This window comes from Paenibacillus sp. NRS-1781, assembly GCF_050467745.1.
GTDB lineage: Bacteria > Bacillota > Bacilli > Paenibacillales > Paenibacillaceae > Paenibacillus > Paenibacillus terrae_A.
In genome coordinates, this window is record NZ_JBITPI010000051.1 from 1 (window position 1) to 17,081 (window position 17,081).

16 protein-coding genes are annotated in these 17,081 nt (G+C 49.2%); all 16 read left to right on the forward strand.

The window, feature by feature from the left end; translation table 11 throughout:
- The coding region (locus ACIFO6_RS19180; protein ID WP_430042933.1) for an ABC transporter substrate-binding protein at window positions 1-1,206 on the forward strand (1,206 nt) is incomplete at its 5' end.
- A 71-nt stretch (window positions 1,207-1,277) separates the two neighbouring features.
- Window positions 1,278-2,240, forward strand: a complete 963-nt coding sequence (locus tag ACIFO6_RS19185; RefSeq protein WP_430042934.1) for an ABC transporter permease — start codon at window positions 1,278-1,280, stop codon at window positions 2,238-2,240.
- An 11-nt stretch (window positions 2,241-2,251) separates the two neighbouring features.
- The gene (gene opp4C, locus ACIFO6_RS19190) at window positions 2,252-3,175 is read left to right on the forward strand and encodes an oligopeptide ABC transporter permease (protein ID WP_430042937.1); all 924 of its coding nucleotides are present in this window, start codon (window positions 2,252-2,254) and stop codon (window positions 3,173-3,175) included.
- A gap of 13 nt (window positions 3,176-3,188) precedes the next feature.
- A complete protein-coding gene (locus ACIFO6_RS19195; protein WP_430042938.1) occupies window positions 3,189-4,172 on the forward strand; it encodes an ABC transporter ATP-binding protein in 984 nt (327 codons plus the stop codon).
- The gene (locus tag ACIFO6_RS19200) at window positions 4,169-5,134 is read left to right on the forward strand and encodes an ABC transporter ATP-binding protein (protein ID WP_430042940.1); all 966 of its coding nucleotides are present in this window, start codon (window positions 4,169-4,171) and stop codon (window positions 5,132-5,134) included. Before ACIFO6_RS19195 ends, ACIFO6_RS19200 begins: the two co-directional genes overlap by 4 nt.
- Before the next feature lie 178 nt (window positions 5,135-5,312).
- A complete protein-coding gene (locus ACIFO6_RS19205) occupies window positions 5,313-6,254 on the forward strand; it encodes a D-alanyl-D-alanine carboxypeptidase family protein (protein ID WP_430042941.1) in 942 nt (313 codons plus the stop codon).
- 246 nt (window positions 6,255-6,500) lie between these two features.
- On the forward strand, window positions 6,501-7,559 hold the full coding sequence (locus ACIFO6_RS19210) for an LCP family protein (protein WP_430042943.1): 1,059 nt from the start codon (window positions 6,501-6,503) through the stop codon (window positions 7,557-7,559).
- Window positions 7,560-7,605: 46 nt separating this feature from the next.
- Window positions 7,606-8,034: a CBS domain-containing protein gene (locus ACIFO6_RS19215; protein WP_025683707.1), complete on the forward strand. Its 429-nt coding sequence runs from the start codon at window positions 7,606-7,608 to the stop codon at window positions 8,032-8,034.
- A gap of 121 nt (window positions 8,035-8,155) precedes the next feature.
- Window positions 8,156-8,458, forward strand: coding sequence for a MazG-like family protein (locus ACIFO6_RS19220; protein WP_430042944.1), 303 nt, complete (start codon window positions 8,156-8,158; stop codon window positions 8,456-8,458).
- Between the two features lie 5 nt (window positions 8,459-8,463).
- Complete coding sequence (locus tag ACIFO6_RS19225; RefSeq protein WP_430042946.1) at window positions 8,464-9,381, forward strand: DUF2232 domain-containing protein; 918 nt, start codon at window positions 8,464-8,466, stop codon at window positions 9,379-9,381.
- An 11-nt stretch (window positions 9,382-9,392) separates the two neighbouring features.
- Window positions 9,393-11,381: a DHH family phosphoesterase gene (locus ACIFO6_RS19230; RefSeq protein ID WP_430042949.1), complete on the forward strand. Its 1,989-nt coding sequence runs from the start codon at window positions 9,393-9,395 to the stop codon at window positions 11,379-11,381.
- Window positions 11,378-11,821, forward strand: coding sequence for a 50S ribosomal protein L9 (gene rplI / locus ACIFO6_RS19235; RefSeq protein ID WP_014278976.1), 444 nt, complete (start codon window positions 11,378-11,380; stop codon window positions 11,819-11,821). The genes ACIFO6_RS19230 and rplI overlap by 4 nt, the downstream gene beginning before the upstream one ends.
- Window positions 11,822-11,823: 2 nt before the next feature.
- Window positions 11,824-13,182, forward strand: coding sequence for a replicative DNA helicase (gene dnaB / locus ACIFO6_RS19240; RefSeq protein WP_014278975.1), 1,359 nt, complete (start codon window positions 11,824-11,826; stop codon window positions 13,180-13,182).
- Window positions 13,183-13,561: 379 nt separating this feature from the next.
- Complete coding sequence (locus ACIFO6_RS19245) at window positions 13,562-14,848, forward strand: adenylosuccinate synthase (RefSeq protein ID WP_430042952.1); 1,287 nt, start codon at window positions 13,562-13,564, stop codon at window positions 14,846-14,848.
- 244 nt (window positions 14,849-15,092) lie between these two features.
- A complete protein-coding gene (locus tag ACIFO6_RS19250) occupies window positions 15,093-15,917 on the forward strand; it encodes an ABC transporter permease (protein ID WP_025683712.1) in 825 nt (274 codons plus the stop codon).
- A gap of 52 nt (window positions 15,918-15,969) precedes the next feature.
- The gene (locus ACIFO6_RS19255) at window positions 15,970-17,001 is read left to right on the forward strand and encodes an ABC transporter ATP-binding protein (protein ID WP_430042955.1); all 1,032 of its coding nucleotides are present in this window, start codon (window positions 15,970-15,972) and stop codon (window positions 16,999-17,001) included.
- Window positions 17,002-17,081 lie beyond the last annotated feature (80 nt).

The following is a 17,081-nucleotide window of genomic DNA, read 5'->3' on the forward strand; positions in this document are numbered from 1 at the left end:
GGAGGTAAAGAATATCACGATGGCAAGGCGAATGATATTTCCGGTATCAAGGTCATTGATGATAATACGGTTGAGGTAACCGTTACAGAAGCAACAGCTTATACAAAGGATTTTCTGGGTGAGCAATACTTCATGCCAGAAGCTTATTACGGAAAAGGTTTCAAAAAGGGCAGCCTGGACAGCATCAAGGCGCTCAATAATAAGCCTGTCGGCTCTGGGCAGTATGTGCTGAAAAGCTTCTCCCCGGGTCAACAAGTCGTGCTTGAAGCCAATCCCAACTACTTCAAGGGCGCACCGAAGGTGAAAACGGTTATTTTCAAAACGACGACAGACGAAACCAACTTGTCTATGCTGCAAACGGGTGAAACGGATATAGACAATATTACGGTTACAGAAGATAACGTAGAAGAATTGAAGTCTCTAGGCTTCCTGGACGTGAATATTATGCCGACCAACGGCTACGGATATATTGCATTTAATCACAAAGAAAAGAAATTTCAGGACCCCAAGGTACGCCAAGCTTTGACCATCGGTTTGAATCGGAAGGAGATTGTGGAAGGGGTGTACGGTCCGTACGCGAACGTCATCAACATTCCACAGTCTACAGAAGCCTGGTCTTATACGGATGAGGGCATTAACAAATATGAGTTTGATACCGCTAAAGCAAAGGCTCTGCTGGATGAGGCTGGCTGGAAGGCTGGAGCGGATGGTATCCGTGAGAAGGATGGTGAAAAGTTTACCATTAACTTCTCAGCGACTGCGGATAATCCAGTAGTAGAGGCCTTGCTGCCGATTATGTCCAAAAACTACAAGGAACTGGGCATTAAGCTGAATTCTGAAACACTGGATTTTAACGCGATTATGGATAAAAAAGATACGGGCAAGTTCGATATGTTCTTTGCCGCTTGGGGATTGACACCTGATCCAGATACAACGGTCTACCTGACCAACGGCTCACAAAATGATGTTGGCTACTCCAATAAAAAGGTCGATGAACTGACGATTGCGGGTAAAAAGGAATTGGATCAGGAGAAACGAAAAGTGATTTACAAGGAGCTGTATCAAGAGCTGAACAAGGATTTGCCAGCCATCTTTATGTATCAGCGCAGAGATATGTGGCCAGTTAATGGACGTGTATCCGGCTTAGAAATTACACCATACAAGGATTTTGAATTCAGTCTGTATAACGCTCAGCTCGCTCAATAAGGATTGCCAATCGTATGCTCAGCTCTCACGGGCTGGGCATATCACTTCTTTATTTGTCTGGAGGAATGACTATGAAGCAGTATATTATTCGAAGACTGCTGCAACTCATCCCCACACTCATTGGCATATCCATTATCGTATTTGCGATTTCAGCCATGGTGCCGGGTGATTATATTACAGCCAAGCAGAACCCGAATATGACCGCCGAAAAGGCACAGCAGCTACGACATATCTACGGGTTGGATAAGCCGGAGTACCAACGCTATTTTATATGGGCGGGGAATATGCTGAAGGGGAATATGGGGGACTCATTACAGCATAAGCAGCCAGTAACGAAGGTCATTGGCAATTATGTATGGAACTCTTTTATTATCGCTTTTTTCAGTCTTATTTTTAGCTGGCTGATTGCGGTTGTTGCCGGGGTATTTTCAGCCAAGTTCCAATACTCGTTATTCGATAAGTTCGTCACGCTATTCATATTTTTGTGTATGTCGCTGCCGTCTTTCTTTATCGGTCTTTTGGTGATCAAAATATTTGCACTGGAATGGGGTATCCTTCCGGTTGGCGGCATGACAACTGCAGGGATGGAGTCAGGCTCATGGGCTTATATTGTGGATGTTCTCAAGCACATGTTCCTGCCAACGCTCGTGCTTACAATGCTGAGCACAGGCAGTCTGACGCGGTATTTCCGTACAGGTATGCTGGAGGTGATTCGTCAGGATTATATTCGCACCGCACGCGCTAAGGGCTTGAAGGAACGGACGGTTATTTTCAAGCATGCTCTGCGCAACGCACTGATTCCAGCGATCACGCTGCTCGGCTTTGAGCTTCCCGCCTTATTTGGTGGGGCGATGATTTTGGAGAAGGTGTTTGTGTGGCCGGGTGTGGGTCAGGTATATCTGGAGTCCATAAGTATGCGGGATTATCCATTCATGCTGGGCTTCACCATTTTCCTGGCGCTCCTTACGCTCATCGGTAATTTGCTCTCGGATGTATTGTACGGTATGGCAGATCCAAGAATTCGCTTGAAATAGGAGGGATACTATTGCCCGCAGAAACAGTCACGATTGTAACCAATCCAAAGGCGGCGATCCGTCCTGAAGCGTCTCCATGGAGAATCGCCGTTCGCCGTTTTAACCAGAACCATTTGGCTTTAGCTGGACTCATTATATTGATTCTTATGGTGATTATTTGCACATTTGGACCGATGATTTCACCTTATCATCTGGATGATTACAAGCTATCTGACAAAAATTTAGCCCCGAATGCCCAATACTGGCTCGGTACGGATAAGTTTGGCAGAGATATTTTGCTGCGTACGATGCTGGCTGGCCGTATTTCGTTGACGGTGGGGCTGGTGGCCACGTTTATTTCGGTCATGATCGGTGCGACGTTGGGTGCACTGGCAGGTTTCTATCGCAAGGGCGTGGATACGATCATTATGCGGATTGCCGATATTTTTATGGCATTGCCTACCTTGCCGCTGTTGATTATTTTAGGCGCCGTTCTGTCCGATTTGAAGGTCGATCCAGCGAACCGGATTTATTTTCTGATGCTCATTATCGGGGTCTTGAGCTGGACGAGCTTGTCCCGTCTGGTTAGGGGGCAAATTCTTACGCTGCGTGAGCAGGAGTTCATGCAAGCGACGGAAGCGCTCGGCTTGAGAGACCGCCGCAAAATATTCCGTCATCTGCTACCGAATACGATTCCTACGATTATTGTAACGGCTACGCTCGGGGTGGCCGGGGCGATTATCACGGAGTCAGCGCTCAGTTATCTGGGAATCGGTGTTGTGCCGCCCACACCTTCGTGGGGAAATATGATTTCGGCTGCGAACAATCTGATCGACTTCCGCAAACGGCCTTGGATATGGGTTCCACCAGGAATGTGTATTTTGATTACGGTTGTAGCGATTAACCTGATTGGCGACGGTTTGCGCGATGCACTGGACCCTAAAATGAAGAAGTAGGAGACGAACGTTTATGGAAAATGCTTTGATTGAATTTCGTAACCTGAAAACCCACTTTCATACCTCTAGCGGAACTGTCAAAGCGGTCAATGACGTCAGTTTTAAAATACGTGAGGGTGAAACGCTCTGTGTGGTAGGAGAATCGGGCTGTGGCAAAAGTGTAACGGCCATGACGATGATGCGGCTGATTGATTCCCCCCATACCTCGGACGGTGAAATCTGGTTTGAGGGCAAAAACCTGTTAACGCTGAATAAAGGTCAGATGCAGCAAATTCGCGGCAATGACATTTCAATTATTTTTCAGGAGCCGATGTCTTCGTTGAATCCCGTTCTCACCATTGGAGAACAGATTACGGAGCCGCTGCTGATGCATACCTTAATGAGTAAAAAGGAAGCACGTACCCGGGCGATTGAGCTGATCAATCTGGTGGGTATTTCGCGTCCGGAGGAAATATTTCATTCGTACCCGCATGAACTGAGCGGTGGTATGCGCCAGCGGATCATGATTGCTATCGCACTGAGCTGTAATCCGAAGCTGCTGATTGCGGATGAACCGACAACGGCACTGGACGTTACGATTCAGGCGCAAATCCTCGATCTGATGCGGGATTTGAAGGATAAGCTCAAAACGTCCATTATGCTGATTACGCATGATCTGGGCGTCGTGGCGGAAATGGCCGATTATGTGGTCGTTATGTATGCCGGAAACGTGATTGAAGAGGCCCCCGTCATTGAGCTGTTCAAGAATCCGCAGCATCCATATACGCAAGGGTTATTGAAGGCGAAGCCCGTCATTAATCAGAAGATTGATCGGCTGTATTCGATCCCTGGTCAGGTTCCTAACCCGATTGAGCTGGAGGAAAACTGTCATTTTCATGATCGGTGTACACATTGTATGCAAATCTGTAAGGATCAGGCCCCTCCCCTGCACGAAAAGAAGAACGGTCATAAGGTTGCCTGCTGGCTATATGAGGAAGAAGGAGGGCAACGGGTATGAGCGAGCCTTTAATTCAGGTGGAAGGTCTGAAAAAATATTTCCCGATCACAGGCGGGATTTTTCAGCGTACCGTGGGACATGTGAAAGCGGTCGATGATGTGTCTTTTACCATCCATAAGGGAGAGTCCTTCGGTCTGGTAGGAGAATCCGGTTGTGGCAAAAGCACGATTGGGCGTACGATTCTCAGACTGATGGATAAGACAGAGGGATCGGTGCGATACAAGGGAGAGGACTTGCATGCGTTAAGCAAGGAGCAGATTCGTGCGCTTCGTCCGAAGCTGCAAATTGTCTTTCAGGACCCCTTTAGCTCATTGAATCCGAGAATTAAGGTAGGTGAAGCCATCGGGGAAGCACTGCTGGATCACGGATTGATTGACCGTAGCAAGCTGCGGAAAAAGGTGAACGAGACGCTGGATATCTGCGGGCTATCCTCCTATCACTATGATCGGTATCCGCATGAGTTCTCTGGTGGTCAGCGTCAGCGGATCGGGATTGCGCGGGCTTTGATTTTGAATCCTGATTTTATCGTGGCTGATGAGCCAGTATCTGCACTTGATGTGTCTATTCAGGCTCAGATCATTAACTTGTTAAGTGATTTGCAGCAGGAACGGCAGTTGACGTATCTGTTCATCTCGCATGATCTAAGTGTGGTCGAGCACCTATGCAGCCGCATCGGTGTGATGTATCTAGGCTCGATGGTGGAGTTAACTTCCAAAGAGGAGCTCTTCCGCAATCCGCTTCATCCGTATACGAAGGCGCTGCTGTCGGCGGTTCCCATTCCCGATCCTACGATCAAGAGACAACGAATTGTGCTAAAAGGGGACATTCCTTCCCCGGCGAATCCGCCGTCAGGCTGCAAGTTCCATACACGTTGTCCTATGGCGGAGGCCCGTTGTAAAACGGAAATTCCGGCGTATCGGGATGCGGGCGATCAGCATTTTGTGGCCTGTCATTTTGCCTAGAACCATAGTAGAAAGCCTTTTTGAATCATTTGACTTCTAAAAATCTGTCAGCCTGCAAGCAGGAATTGGCGGGTTTTTTGCTGTGGAATGTAAAAAACAAAAAAATTGAATCTTTTTTTCGAAAAGTTGCAGACAAAATAGATTTTTCATCGTCTAATAAAGTATGGGGGTTATTACGATGATGAAAAAATACTGGTTACGTTGGGCTATTGTGGTCCCAGTACTTATTATATTGATTTTTATTACACTTGGACCAAGGCTGCTGGTCGGTAAGCCGGATGTGGATGCAGGAGCCGCGGTGCTGATGGACATGCAGACGGGAGAATTGTTGATGGATGTGAATGGCGATACGCCTATGCCTTCCGCAAATATGTCCAAGCTCATGACCGAGCTGCTGGTGCTGGAGGATATTCGTGCCGGGCGGTTGGGCTGGAATGATGAAGTGAAAATCAGCCGTTACGCAAGTACAGTAGGTGGTGTAAATCTGTCACTCCGATATGGTGAAAGGCTGACAGTGTCCGAACTGTTCCAGAGCATGGTTGTGTATTCGGCTAATGACGCGGCTGTGGCACTGGCGGAGCGCTCAGCAGGCAGTGAACCGGCTTTTGTGAAGCGTATGAACGATAAGGCGGCTAAGATTGGATTGACGTCCTACAGCCGATTCAGCAACGCGTCAGGAGCGGGGCAGAGTGAGCTGGGTCCTAACCATCCCGAGAATATTCGGGGAGAAACGCAAATGACGGCAAGCGATACGGCGAAGCTGGCCTCCTACCTTATTATGTCACATCCAGAAATTTTGAGAACGTCCAGCCGTACGCAGATGGAATTAAAGGATAAGGGCATCTATATTAGTAATACGAACTGGATGCTGCCTTCCTTGGCGGGACCCTACTCTTACGCAGGAACGGATGGACTGAAAGCGGGATACACCAGCGATGCGGGATATTGCTTCACGGGTACAGCCGAACAGCATGGCAGAAGGCTGGTTGCTGTAGTGCTGGGGGCACCGAGCAAGGAGGAACGCTTCAAGCAGACACGGAAGCTATTCGACTATGGTTTCGCTCTGTCTACCTCTTTCCCGGTACGGCTGCAAAATTGGGCTAAGCTGACTTTGCGCTAAGTGGAGGAATGACTGTAAAAGCTACATAGGGTACAGGCTATAAACATCAAGCAAGGCTTTGACCGTGAGGGCGAAGCCTTTTTTTGGCGTGGATGTGGTGACGAGGAGCTGACTACGACATGGCACTTTTGACAACAAGGTAGCAGACCTTTTATGCTGTGGGGGGGAAGTTTCCGCTTCATAAGAGCCAAATCCGGTTTAATGAAGAGATGGGATTTATCGAAGTAAAGAAGGAAGGAAACGGTTATGGAGAGAAGACATAGGAGAAGGACAGGCGGCAAGCCTAAGAATAAAAAAAGGTTTACCGCTCTATATATTTCATGTATTGTTTTGTTTCTGATTGCGGCGGGAGGATATCTGTTCCGTAAACAGCTAACGCTGGTGGCCTTTGACTGGTTCGTATCTCCGACGTTGGAGAGCAAGCTGGAGAAGTCCTTTCAGCCGCGCCAGTCGGAGGGAGATAAGCAGCTGGAGCCGGTTGCTTATCGGAAGGAGCCGTTTTCGGTGCTGCTGCTCGGTACGGACCAAAGGCCTAACGAGAAGGCGCGTGGCCGCTCGGATACGGTTATTTACGCGGCTGTACGGCCTGCGGAATCGCGTGTGCTTCTGGTTTCCCTTCCAAGGGATACGTATGTCCAGATTGTCGGACATGATCCAAATCATGACGGTGAGGATGATTTGGATAAGTTGGGGCATGCTTATGCGTTCGGAGGCGAGGATATGTCCATAGCTACGGTAGAGAAGCTGATGGAGCATAAGGCCGATTATTATGCTACGATTAATTTTCAAGGTATTCAGGATGCTGTAAATGCGGTGGGCGGGGTTGAACTTCCCATCGATAAGCCGATTGAGAATAAAAATCCGCTGCATATCAAGTTCCGCATCGAGGCGGGCAAGCCGCTTTATAATGGTGAAGAAGCGATGTATTATGTTAGATATAGGGAAGACAGCGACTTTAACCGTACCAAACGGCAGCAAATTTTTCTGAATGCAATGGCGGATAAGCTGCTGAATATCAACGGGATTTCCAAGATTCCAGAGCTGCTCGATATTATGGGAGCCAATTTAAAGACGGACATGGAGCCTGCTTTTATTACAGGACTTGGAAAGCAGGCCATTTCGCAGGGGCAACTACAAATTTCGAGCTTTACGATTACGGGGGAAGGTTTCAAGAAGAAGGGCCTGTATTATGACCGGGCCAATGAACAGGAACTCGAATACGCCAGACTTATGATCGCAAACTGGCTGGATTCCGGCACAACCCCGCAGACGCTGAAGCTTCCCGACAAGCAGGACATTCAGTGAGTAATCATTTGATTTTACAATTGATTTTGAGGGGGATTTTTTTCTCATGAATATCGCTTTTTTCTTGCTTCCCAAACAAGAGGTTGCTTTTGTCACGGCGGATGCAACTTTACGGCAAACGTTGGAGCGAATGGAGTATCACCGTTTCACGGCGGTTCCGATTTTGGATAAGGAAGGTAGATATACCGGCACGGTTACAGAGGGTGATCTGCTGTGGCATATGAAGGAATCTGAGGGGAAGATCACCTTTGAAAACGCTTCGAAGTTTATGCTCAAGGACGTCCCGCTTCGGGTTTCGATAAAGCCGGTGTCTATTGATGCCAATATGGAGGATTTAATTAATTTGGCTAAGGTGCAAAACTTTGTACCTGTGGTGGATGATATGGAACGGTTCATCGGCATTGTCCGCCGTAGCCAGATTATTGAATATTGTGAAAAATTTGTGTCGAGAGAATCGCTTAACTCGTCATCCTAAAGCAAGCAGCATAGCTGCTCTGAAAATAACGATTTACCCTATGGGGTAACAGTTATTTTCAAAATAGGATATGCTATAATGGAGAATAAAGCTTTTTCAGAGGGGTGTGACTCTTCATCATATGCCTAAAGAACTGGATGTAGTTAAACGGGCCAAGGTGATTGAATGGCTCAAAACAGAGGTGCTTGAACAGGTTTCCCGTCTGTTTAAAGCGATGTGGGAAGGCAGTACAGCCCGCATTGGCGATTGTCTGGCGAGTCTGATGATGAGCAGTTATATTTTGGGAAGACGTCTTGGAGTGTCTCACCGTGAATTGGATGATCTCCTCATCGACAAGCTAAGAAAGCACAGAAAAGAAGGACACCAGCTGGAGGATTGGTATCAGGACATATCCGCACTGGAAGAACATATGCGTAAGAGGTGAAAACTTTGAAATTCCGCTTGGCAACTGTAGCATGGAGCGTTATTTATTTGCTGCTGCTGCTGTCTCTATTGACACCCTTAAGAATCTTCACCGTATTTTTGCTGATTGTGCCTGGCGTTGTATTGTTTTCATCGCTGCCTTTCAAGGGATTTCTGATTCATGTCATACCGGTGCTGTTGATTATAGCGCTACAAGATGTATATTTGCTGCTTCCCGCGATTTATTTTCTGATCCCCGCCTTGTTAATGGGACGGGTATATAAAAAGGGAGCCCCTGCTTTTCAGGCGTTGATGACCGGAACGGGTGTGATTTTAGCCGAGTTGTTGGTTGTATTGCTCATCGCTACGTATACCTTCGGGTTTGATCTTTCGCAGTATCTTCGTGATCAGGCTGCTATATCGGCAAATCTGGTACAGCAAATCTTAAATGGCAATTCGATGCTTCCCGGCATGAATTGGACAGCAGAAGATACACAGAGACTCGGTACGATGATGATCGGCAAAGTTCCATATGTGCTGATCCTGACCTCGTTTTTACTGGCTGTGATCACGCACGCTCTGACGCGTCCAGCATTGAGTAGCCTTGATGTGCCTGTACGCAAAATGAAGCCTGCCCGAGAATGGAGACTGCCACGCGCGCTCATCTGGTATTACCTGCTGGCGATTGTGTTTGAGTGGGTGGCTATGTCCTCTGACAGCAGTTGGGTTCAGGCGGTTTCTGTTAGTATGTTGCCGCTGATTCATGCGTGCTTTATTATCCAGACGATCGGATTTATTTACTTCTGGACGCATAGCCGTAACATGCACCCTGTGATCGCGGTGCTGCTATCGCTCGTCGTTCTGGTGTTCCAGCCACTCCGCATTATCGGTATTATTGATTTGGCCTTTCCGCTGCGTGAAGCTATTACAAGATCAAAGAAATAGGGTGAACAGTCATGCCTAAATTTCTACAAAAACGCTGGCACGGCTATCAGACTGTCTGGGCGTTTTTACTGCTGCTGGTGCTTGTCATATGTATTTCCATGTATAACTGGGAACTGGGTGTGATGGGACTGGTGCTGTCATTCTTGCTCGGCGGGCTGATGCTGAAGACGGAATTGGATTTCCGTCGGGAACTAAATCAATATATCAGCGGCCTTTCCTTTCGCATCAAGCGGGTGGAAGGGGAAGCGGTCAGCTCACTGCCGTTCGGCATCATTTTATACAGCGAAAATCGAACGGTAGAATGGCACAATCGGTTCGCTGGGGAAATGTTCGAGGACCAGTCACTGATAGGCGAGCCGCTCCAGGACCTCTTTCCCCAGCTAGCAGGAGCTTTGGGTGCCAAAAAGGAAACGAAGGAGCCTGTGCGTGAGCTAAAGGTAGAGCTACAGCATGATGAGCGCTATTATCAGTTCCTCATCGTGCTGGATGAGCGTCTGATTTATTTGTATGAAGTAACGGAGCTGGCGGTGCTGCGCAAGCAGTATGAGAACGAGCGGCTGGCGCTCGGCATCGTTATGCTTGATAATATGGATGAAGCTGCTCAGGGAATGGACGATCAGCAGCGTACCGCGCTTATTGCGAAGGTGTCGAGCGAGATTACAGCATGGGCGAACCAGTACAATATTTATTTGCGCCGTTTGTCATCCGAGCGCTATCTCATCATGCTGAATCACAAGGCGCTTCAGGAGCTGGAGCAAAGTCGATTTGTCATTCTGGATACGGTGCGGGAAATGACGGCCGATTTGAAAGTGCCGATGACACTGAGCATCGGTTTGGCCTTCGGCGCGGAGAGCATCAAGGAGCTGGGTGAGCTGGCTCAGTCCAGTCTGGATATGGCGCTCGGACGGGGTGGCGACCAGGCGGCGGTGAAGGCCGGACAACGTCTATCTTTTTACGGCGGCAAGTCCAATGCTGTCGAAAAGCGTACACGGGTGCGCGCGCGGGTCATTGCGCATGCGCTGCGTGATCTGATGCAGGAGAGCGACCGCGTGCTGATCATGGGGCACAAAATACCGGACATGGATGCACTGGGAGCAGCTATCGGGGTGTGGAAGGCGGCAGCGCTCTACAACGTAGAGGCGCACATCGTGCTGGATAAATCCAATCCGTCCATCGACCGGATGATGGAGCAGGTGAACAAGGACGAGAATCTGTCGGCAGCGCTCATGACACCGGAGCAGTCGCTCCAGCTGATGACCGAGCACAGCCTGCTGGTCGTGGTGGATACGCACAAGGCTTCGATGACGATTGAGCCAAAATTGGTGCAGACGGCGAGCAGGGTGGTCGTTGTAGATCATCATCGTCGGGGCGAGGAGTTTATTAACGATTCTGTTTTGATTTATCTGGAGCCATATGCGTCGTCGGCTTGTGAGCTGGTGACAGAGCTGCTGCAATATATTCATGAGAAGGTTCAACTGACGCCGCTGGAGGCGACATCATTGCTTGCAGGGATTACGGTGGATACCAAGCATTTTTCCCTGCATACAGGCTCGCGTACGTTTGAAGCCGCCGGTTTTTTGCGGCGTAGCGGGGCAGATACAGTGATGATCCAGCGCTTGTTAAAAGAGGACCTGGATGAATATATTGCTAAGGCGGAAATTATTAAGCATGCTAAAATGATATATGGGCACATCGCGCTTGCGGTGACAGAGCCTGGACAGAAGATACCGCAGCTTCTGATTGCTCAGGTGGCGGATTCATTACTCAATATGACGGATGTACTGGCCTCCTTTGTGGTCAGTGAACGTCCTGACGGCCTGGTGGGGATCAGCGCCCGTTCACTCGGACGCATGAATGTACAGGTCGTCATGGAACGGCTAGGCGGCGGAGGACATCTGACGAATGCGGCGGTCCAGCTGGATTGTCCGCTGGAGGAAGCCAAACGCAGAGTGGTCGACGTGCTGGCCGAAATTGATGGGGAAGAGGGGTTATTTGAATGAGAGTGATTTTTATTAAAGATATGAAGGGCCAAGGCAAGAAGGGACAAATTAAGGAAGTATCGGATGGGTACGCAGCGAATTTCCTGCTGCCGCGTGGTATTGCCCGCCCGGCGACGGAAGGGAATATGAAGACGCTGGAGAACCAGAACGCTGCTGAGGAAAAGCGCAAGCAAGAGGAAAAAGAAGAGGCGCAGGCACTCGGCAAAAAGCTGGAATCCACAACCGTTCAGCTGAAAGCAAAAGCTGGTGAAGGCGGTCGACTGTTCGGCGCAATTACAAGCAAGCAAATCGCGGAAGCGGTCGCTGCAACGGGGATTAAGCTGGACAAACGCAAAATCGAGCTGGAAGAACCGATTCGTACGTTGGGCGTGACTCAAATGACCGTTAAGCTTCATCCTGAGGTCAAAGCTACGCTGAAGGTACAGGTGACCGAAGAATAATTATGGGCGGCGAATTTTTCGATCGGATTCCTCCGCAAAATCTGGAGGCAGAACAGGCGGTTATCGGGTCCATTTTGCTCCAGTCCGAAGCACTGATTACAGCGATGGAGCGGGTGCAGACCGAGGATTTTTACGATAAGGCTCACCAGATGATTTACGAAGCGATGATTGAGCTGGGTGAATCCGGACAGCCGATAGACTTGGTTACACTGACCTCGAAAATTCAGGACAAGGGTCAGCTGGAGGATATCGGGGGCGTCAGCTATCTGGCGAAGCTGGCTCACGGGGTGCCGACAGCGGCTAACGTGGATTACTACGCTCAGATTATTGAAGAAAAGGCGATGCTCCGCCGATTGATTCGTGCAGCCACGCAGATTGTGAGCGAAGGCTATAGCGGCGGCGAGGACGTCGCTGGTATGCTGAGCGATGCTGAGCGCAAGATTATGGAGATATCCAACGGGCGCTCGGGCAGCGGCTTTATTGCCATCCGCGATGTCGTGATGGAAGTGTTTGACCGGGTCGAATTGCTGCATCAGAACAAGGGCAATACGACCGGGATTCCATCCGGCTTTGTTGATTTGGACAAGATGACGGCGGGTTTCCAACGCAATGATCTAATCATCGTGGCTGCTCGTCCATCCGTAGGTAAAACGGCGTTCGCCCTGAATATTGCGCAGAATGTTGCGGTTCGGGCGAAGGAGACGGTAGCCATCTTCAGTCTGGAAATGTCGGCGGCCCAGCTCGTTCAGCGGATGATCTGCGCCGAGGCCAATCTAGACGCGAACGTTATGCGGACAGGTGATTTTAAGGGCGACGACGATTGGGCGAAGCTGACGATGGGCATTGCGGCCTTGTCAGAGGCCGAGATCTATATTGACGATACGCCGGGTATTACGGTTGCGGATATCCGTGCCAAGTGCCGCCGTCTGAAGACGGAAAAGGGACTCGGCATGATCGTGATCGACTACTTGCAGCTCATTCATGGGCGCGGGAAATCGGGCGAGAATCGGCAGCAGGAGGTATCCGAAATTTCACGGACCTTGAAGCAAATTGCCCGTGAGCTTGAAGTGCCTGTAATCGCCCTCTCCCAGTTGAGCCGGGGTGTAGAGCAGCGTCAGGACAAGCGTCCGATGATGAGTGACTTGCGGGAATCCGGTTCCATTGAGCAGGATGCTGATATCGTCGCGTTTCTGTACCGGGATGATTACTATAATCAGGAAACGGAAAAGAAAAATATTATTGAGATTATCATTGCCAAGCAGCGTAACGGCCCGGTCGGTACGGTAGAGCTGGTGTTTCTCAAAAATTATAATAAATTCGCTAATTATGAGCGTGCCCATTCGGATGCGTTCGCTGGATAACGGAATGATATATTTGAAAAAAGGCTCTTTCGACGCGGTTTTCGCGATGTCGGAGGGGCCTTTTACATATCATGCTCATATGTTTTCATATAAGGACCGAAACTCTCAATTACGAACAATACTATTTTCATGTGATATATTGTTCGCTTTTTATTTGACTTTAAAAAATGGTGCTGTTACACTTATAGTGCTGCTTCAACGCAGTAGGGAGATCATTACGCCCGGGGCTTTCCGAACCTACGGAATGTCTACGACGGACGTTTTTTCCTGCTGTCCGAGAACGCTCTATATCTGTCCGCTCAGGCGGTTGAAGTCAGATATACGCAGCGCGTCAGCCCAAAATCAGAGTGTCTGTGGGCACTCCACGGAGGAATGAAACATGTCAACTGTAGTCGTTGTGGGAACACAATGGGGAGACGAAGGCAAAGGTAAAATTACGGACTATTTGGCAGAAAGCGCTGAAGTGGTGGCCCGTTACCAAGGCGGAAACAATGCTGGTCATACGATTCTCATTGACGGTAAAAAGTACAAGCTGAGCCTGATTCCATCCGGCGTTTTTTATGAAGATAAAAAGTGTGTCATTGGCAACGGCATGGTAGTTAATCCGGCCGCTCTTATTGAAGAAATTACTTACATTCACGATAATGGCTTTTCTACGAAAAATCTGATCATTAGCGACCGTGCACATGTTATTATGCCATACCACATCACGTTGGATGTGCTGGAGGAAGACCGCAAAGGACCTAACCAAATCGGTACGACGCGTAAAGGGATCGGCCCTGCTTATATGGATAAAGCTGCACGTAATGGTATTCGTATTGCTGATTTGCTGGATGCAGAGGAATTCGAAAAGAAGCTGCGCCATCAAACAAAAGAGAAGAATCAAATGATTGAACAAGTATACGGTGGCAAGCCGCTGGATGTAGAAGAAATACTGAAACAATACCTGGAGTATGCAGAATTTGTTCGTCCTTATGTAGGGGATACGTCTGTTGTGTTGAATGATGCGATTGATGCGAATCAAAAGGTACTGTTCGAGGGCGCGCAAGGCGTTATGCTCGATATCGACCAAGGTACGTATCCGTACGTTACGTCCTCCAACCCGTCGGCTGGTGGCGTATGTATCGGTTCCGGTGTAGGCCCGTCCAAGATTCAACAAGTCATCGGTGTAGCTAAATCCTACACAACTCGTGTCGGTGACGGTCCGTTCCCAACGGAACTGAATGATGAAATCGGCGATTACATCCGTGAAACAGGTCATGAGTACGGTACCGTTACAGGTCGTGCTCGTCGTGTTGGCTGGTTTGACAGTGTGGTTGTACGTCATGCCCGTCGTGTCAGCGGACTTACAGGTTTGTCCTTGAACTCGCTGGACGTATTGACAGGTCTGAAAACGGTGAAAATTTGCACAGGCTACAAGTATCGCGGTGAGGTGATTACGCATTATCCGGCTAGTTTGAAAATGCTGGCGGAGTGCGAGGCCGTATACGAGGAACTGCCAGGCTGGAGCGAAGACATTACTGGCGTGAAAACGCTGGAGGAATTGCCTGAGACTACTCGTAATTACGTACAACGCGTATCCGAGCTGACAGGTATTCCAATTGCGATCTTCTCTGTTGGTCGTAACCGTGACCAAACGAACCAAGTGCTTCCGATTTACCTGTAAACCAGCGGAATCGTTTTATCTGTTAAGGCGTTATGCCTATTTAATTGTATAGCTATTCCTGCACGACCAAGGAGAGAGAGGCTGTTAAAAGCCCCCCTCTCCTTTTCTTATGTAAAAACCGTTCCTCTGATTTCCCTCCCCTTTACAAAATCTTATCGCCCATGTCGATTTGTGATAACAAACCCTCTCTATAATCCAGATAGAAAGAGATTCGGACGTCTAGACGTCTTGAGAGGGATGAATTATGAACTGGTATCTTCGCTCACTTGGCACACGCAAAATTATGGAGTTCATCGTGCTCGTGATTTTCGTCATTTTTTTCCTGGGGCCTCTGACCAACCTGTTGCTGCTGGCGGTTTCGGGAAAATGGCAGTATCCTGCACCGCTGCCACAGAGCTTGTCACTGGAATGGTGGAAATTTGTATTGACCCAGGATGATGTGCTCAGCTCCATATCTCTATCCTTCCTGATCGCCATTACGGTTACCGTGTGCTCGATTATCGTATGTGTTCCCGCTGCCTACGCCTTCGCGCGGATTTCGTTTCCGCTTAGCAAGTGGTTTTTGTTTTCATTTTTGCTCACGCATGCTTTTCCGAAAATGGGATTGTACGTGTCTATCGCAGTGTTGTTCTACAAGTTCGGGCTGATGAACACCTTTACGGGCATTGTATTGATCCACATGGTGAACACGCTGATGTACATGACCTGGATTCCTTCCTCTGCGTTCCGCAGCGTCCATCGTGCTCAAGAGGAATCTGCCCGGGATGCCGGGGCAGGACCGTTACGGGTTTTCTGGAAAATTACATTCCCCATGGCGCTGCCCGGTATTGTGGTCGCTTCCATCTTTACATTTCTCGCTTCATTAGATGAGGCGCAGGGAACGCTGCTCGTCGGGACACCGGACTATAAAACGATGCCTGTCATTATGTATTCCATTATTGCGGATTATCCGAGTACTACGGGTGCTGTATTCTCCGTCATTTTGACTCTGCCCACGGTGATCTTGCTGCTGGCCGCAAGGCGTTTCGTAAGCGCGGACGTGCTGGCTGGCGGATTCCAGGTGAAATAACGCAATTGGTAAAAGAGGAGTTTGCAAAATCCTGAAAAAGGAGCCAAAGCTAATGTCCATTCAATTATCCATTCGTGAGTTAACCAAACGCTTTAAGACGGGAGACGGGGTCAAGGGCATTTCACTTGACGTGATGAAAGGGGAACTTGTGACCCTGCTCGGTCCTTCCGGCTGTGGTAAAACAACCGTGCTTCGCTCCATTGGCGGCTTTCTGGACCCGGACAGTGGCGACATTCAGATTCAGGGTAAAAGTGTGCTCAAGCTGCCACCCGAAAAACGCCCAACCGCTATGGTGTTCCAAAGCTATAATTTGTGGCCGCATATGACGGTGTATGACAACCTTGCTTTCGGGTTGAAGATTCGTAAGGTGAAAAAGGCGGAAATCGACCGCCAGGTGAAGGAAGCGCTGGCGCTGGTTCGGCTGGAGACGGCAGAGCGTAAAACGCCGGGACAGCTCTCTGGCGGTCAGCAGCAGCGGGTAGCGCTCGCTCGGGCTCTGCTGCTAAAGCCGGATGTATTGCTGCTGGACGAGCCTTTTTCCGCGCTCGATGCCAAGCTGCGCATGGAGATGAGGGAAGAGCTGCGCGACATCCAGACCCAGACGGGAATGACGATGGTGTTCGTCACCCACGATCAGGAGGAGGCACTGTCCATTTCCGACCGGATTGTCGTTATGAATGCGGGACGGATTGAGCAGCTCTCTTCGCCGCAGGAGATTTATGACAAGCCACAGTCGCTTTTTGTAGCGGGCTTTATTGGTCGCATCAATTTATTAAAGGGGGTGAGTACAGGTCGCAGTGTGTCCGTGAGCGGAATTGCGTTCGCGCAGGAGCATGAATACAGCGGTGAATCCATGGTCGGTGTAAGGCCAGAGGATATTGTTCTGACGACGGAAGAAAACGGCTCTCTAGCCGGAACGATCAGGCAAGTGATGATTCTCGGGCATTATGCGGAGGTTTCGCTGGATAGCGGTACCGATCATCTGAAAATGTTTGTGCCGCGTGAACGGGCGGCCGATCTGCGCAGTGGAGAGCAAATCAGGTTCAGCTTCAGTAAAATGGTTACTTTTCCAGCAGCACAGTGAAGATTCACGATCAACCTCTACATCGCATCAATGTCCATCATGAACGCATCATCTGGTGATGCTGCGAACTTGTGCAACTA

Bases quoted from the DNA above. Each gene is read 5' to 3' on its own strand.
- ACIFO6_RS19185 (WP_430042934.1), top strand. From the start codon at position 1,278: ATGAAGCAGTATATTATTCGAAGACTGCTGCAACTCATCCCCACACTC.
- ACIFO6_RS19195 (WP_430042938.1), top strand. From the start codon at position 3,189: ATGGAAAATGCTTTGATTGAATTTCGTAACCTGAAAACCCACTTTCAT.
- ACIFO6_RS19200 (WP_430042940.1), top strand. From the start codon at position 4,169: ATGAGCGAGCCTTTAATTCAGGTGGAAGGTCTGAAAAAATATTTCCCG.
- ACIFO6_RS19205 (WP_430042941.1), top strand. From the start codon at position 5,313: ATGATGAAAAAATACTGGTTACGTTGGGCTATTGTGGTCCCAGTACTT.
- ACIFO6_RS19210 (WP_430042943.1), top strand. From the start codon at position 6,501: ATGGAGAGAAGACATAGGAGAAGGACAGGCGGCAAGCCTAAGAATAAA.
- ACIFO6_RS19215 (WP_025683707.1), top strand. From the start codon at position 7,606: ATGAATATCGCTTTTTTCTTGCTTCCCAAACAAGAGGTTGCTTTTGTC.
- ACIFO6_RS19220 (WP_430042944.1), top strand. From the start codon at position 8,156: ATGCCTAAAGAACTGGATGTAGTTAAACGGGCCAAGGTGATTGAATGG.
- ACIFO6_RS19230 (WP_430042949.1), top strand. From the start codon at position 9,393: ATGCCTAAATTTCTACAAAAACGCTGGCACGGCTATCAGACTGTCTGG.
- rplI (WP_014278976.1), top strand. From the start codon at position 11,378: ATGAGAGTGATTTTTATTAAAGATATGAAGGGCCAAGGCAAGAAGGGA.
- dnaB (WP_014278975.1), top strand. From the start codon at position 11,824: ATGGGCGGCGAATTTTTCGATCGGATTCCTCCGCAAAATCTGGAGGCA.
- ACIFO6_RS19245 (WP_430042952.1), top strand. From the start codon at position 13,562: ATGTCAACTGTAGTCGTTGTGGGAACACAATGGGGAGACGAAGGCAAA.
- ACIFO6_RS19250 (WP_025683712.1), top strand. From the start codon at position 15,093: ATGAACTGGTATCTTCGCTCACTTGGCACACGCAAAATTATGGAGTTC.
- ACIFO6_RS19255 (WP_430042955.1), top strand. From the start codon at position 15,970: ATGTCCATTCAATTATCCATTCGTGAGTTAACCAAACGCTTTAAGACG.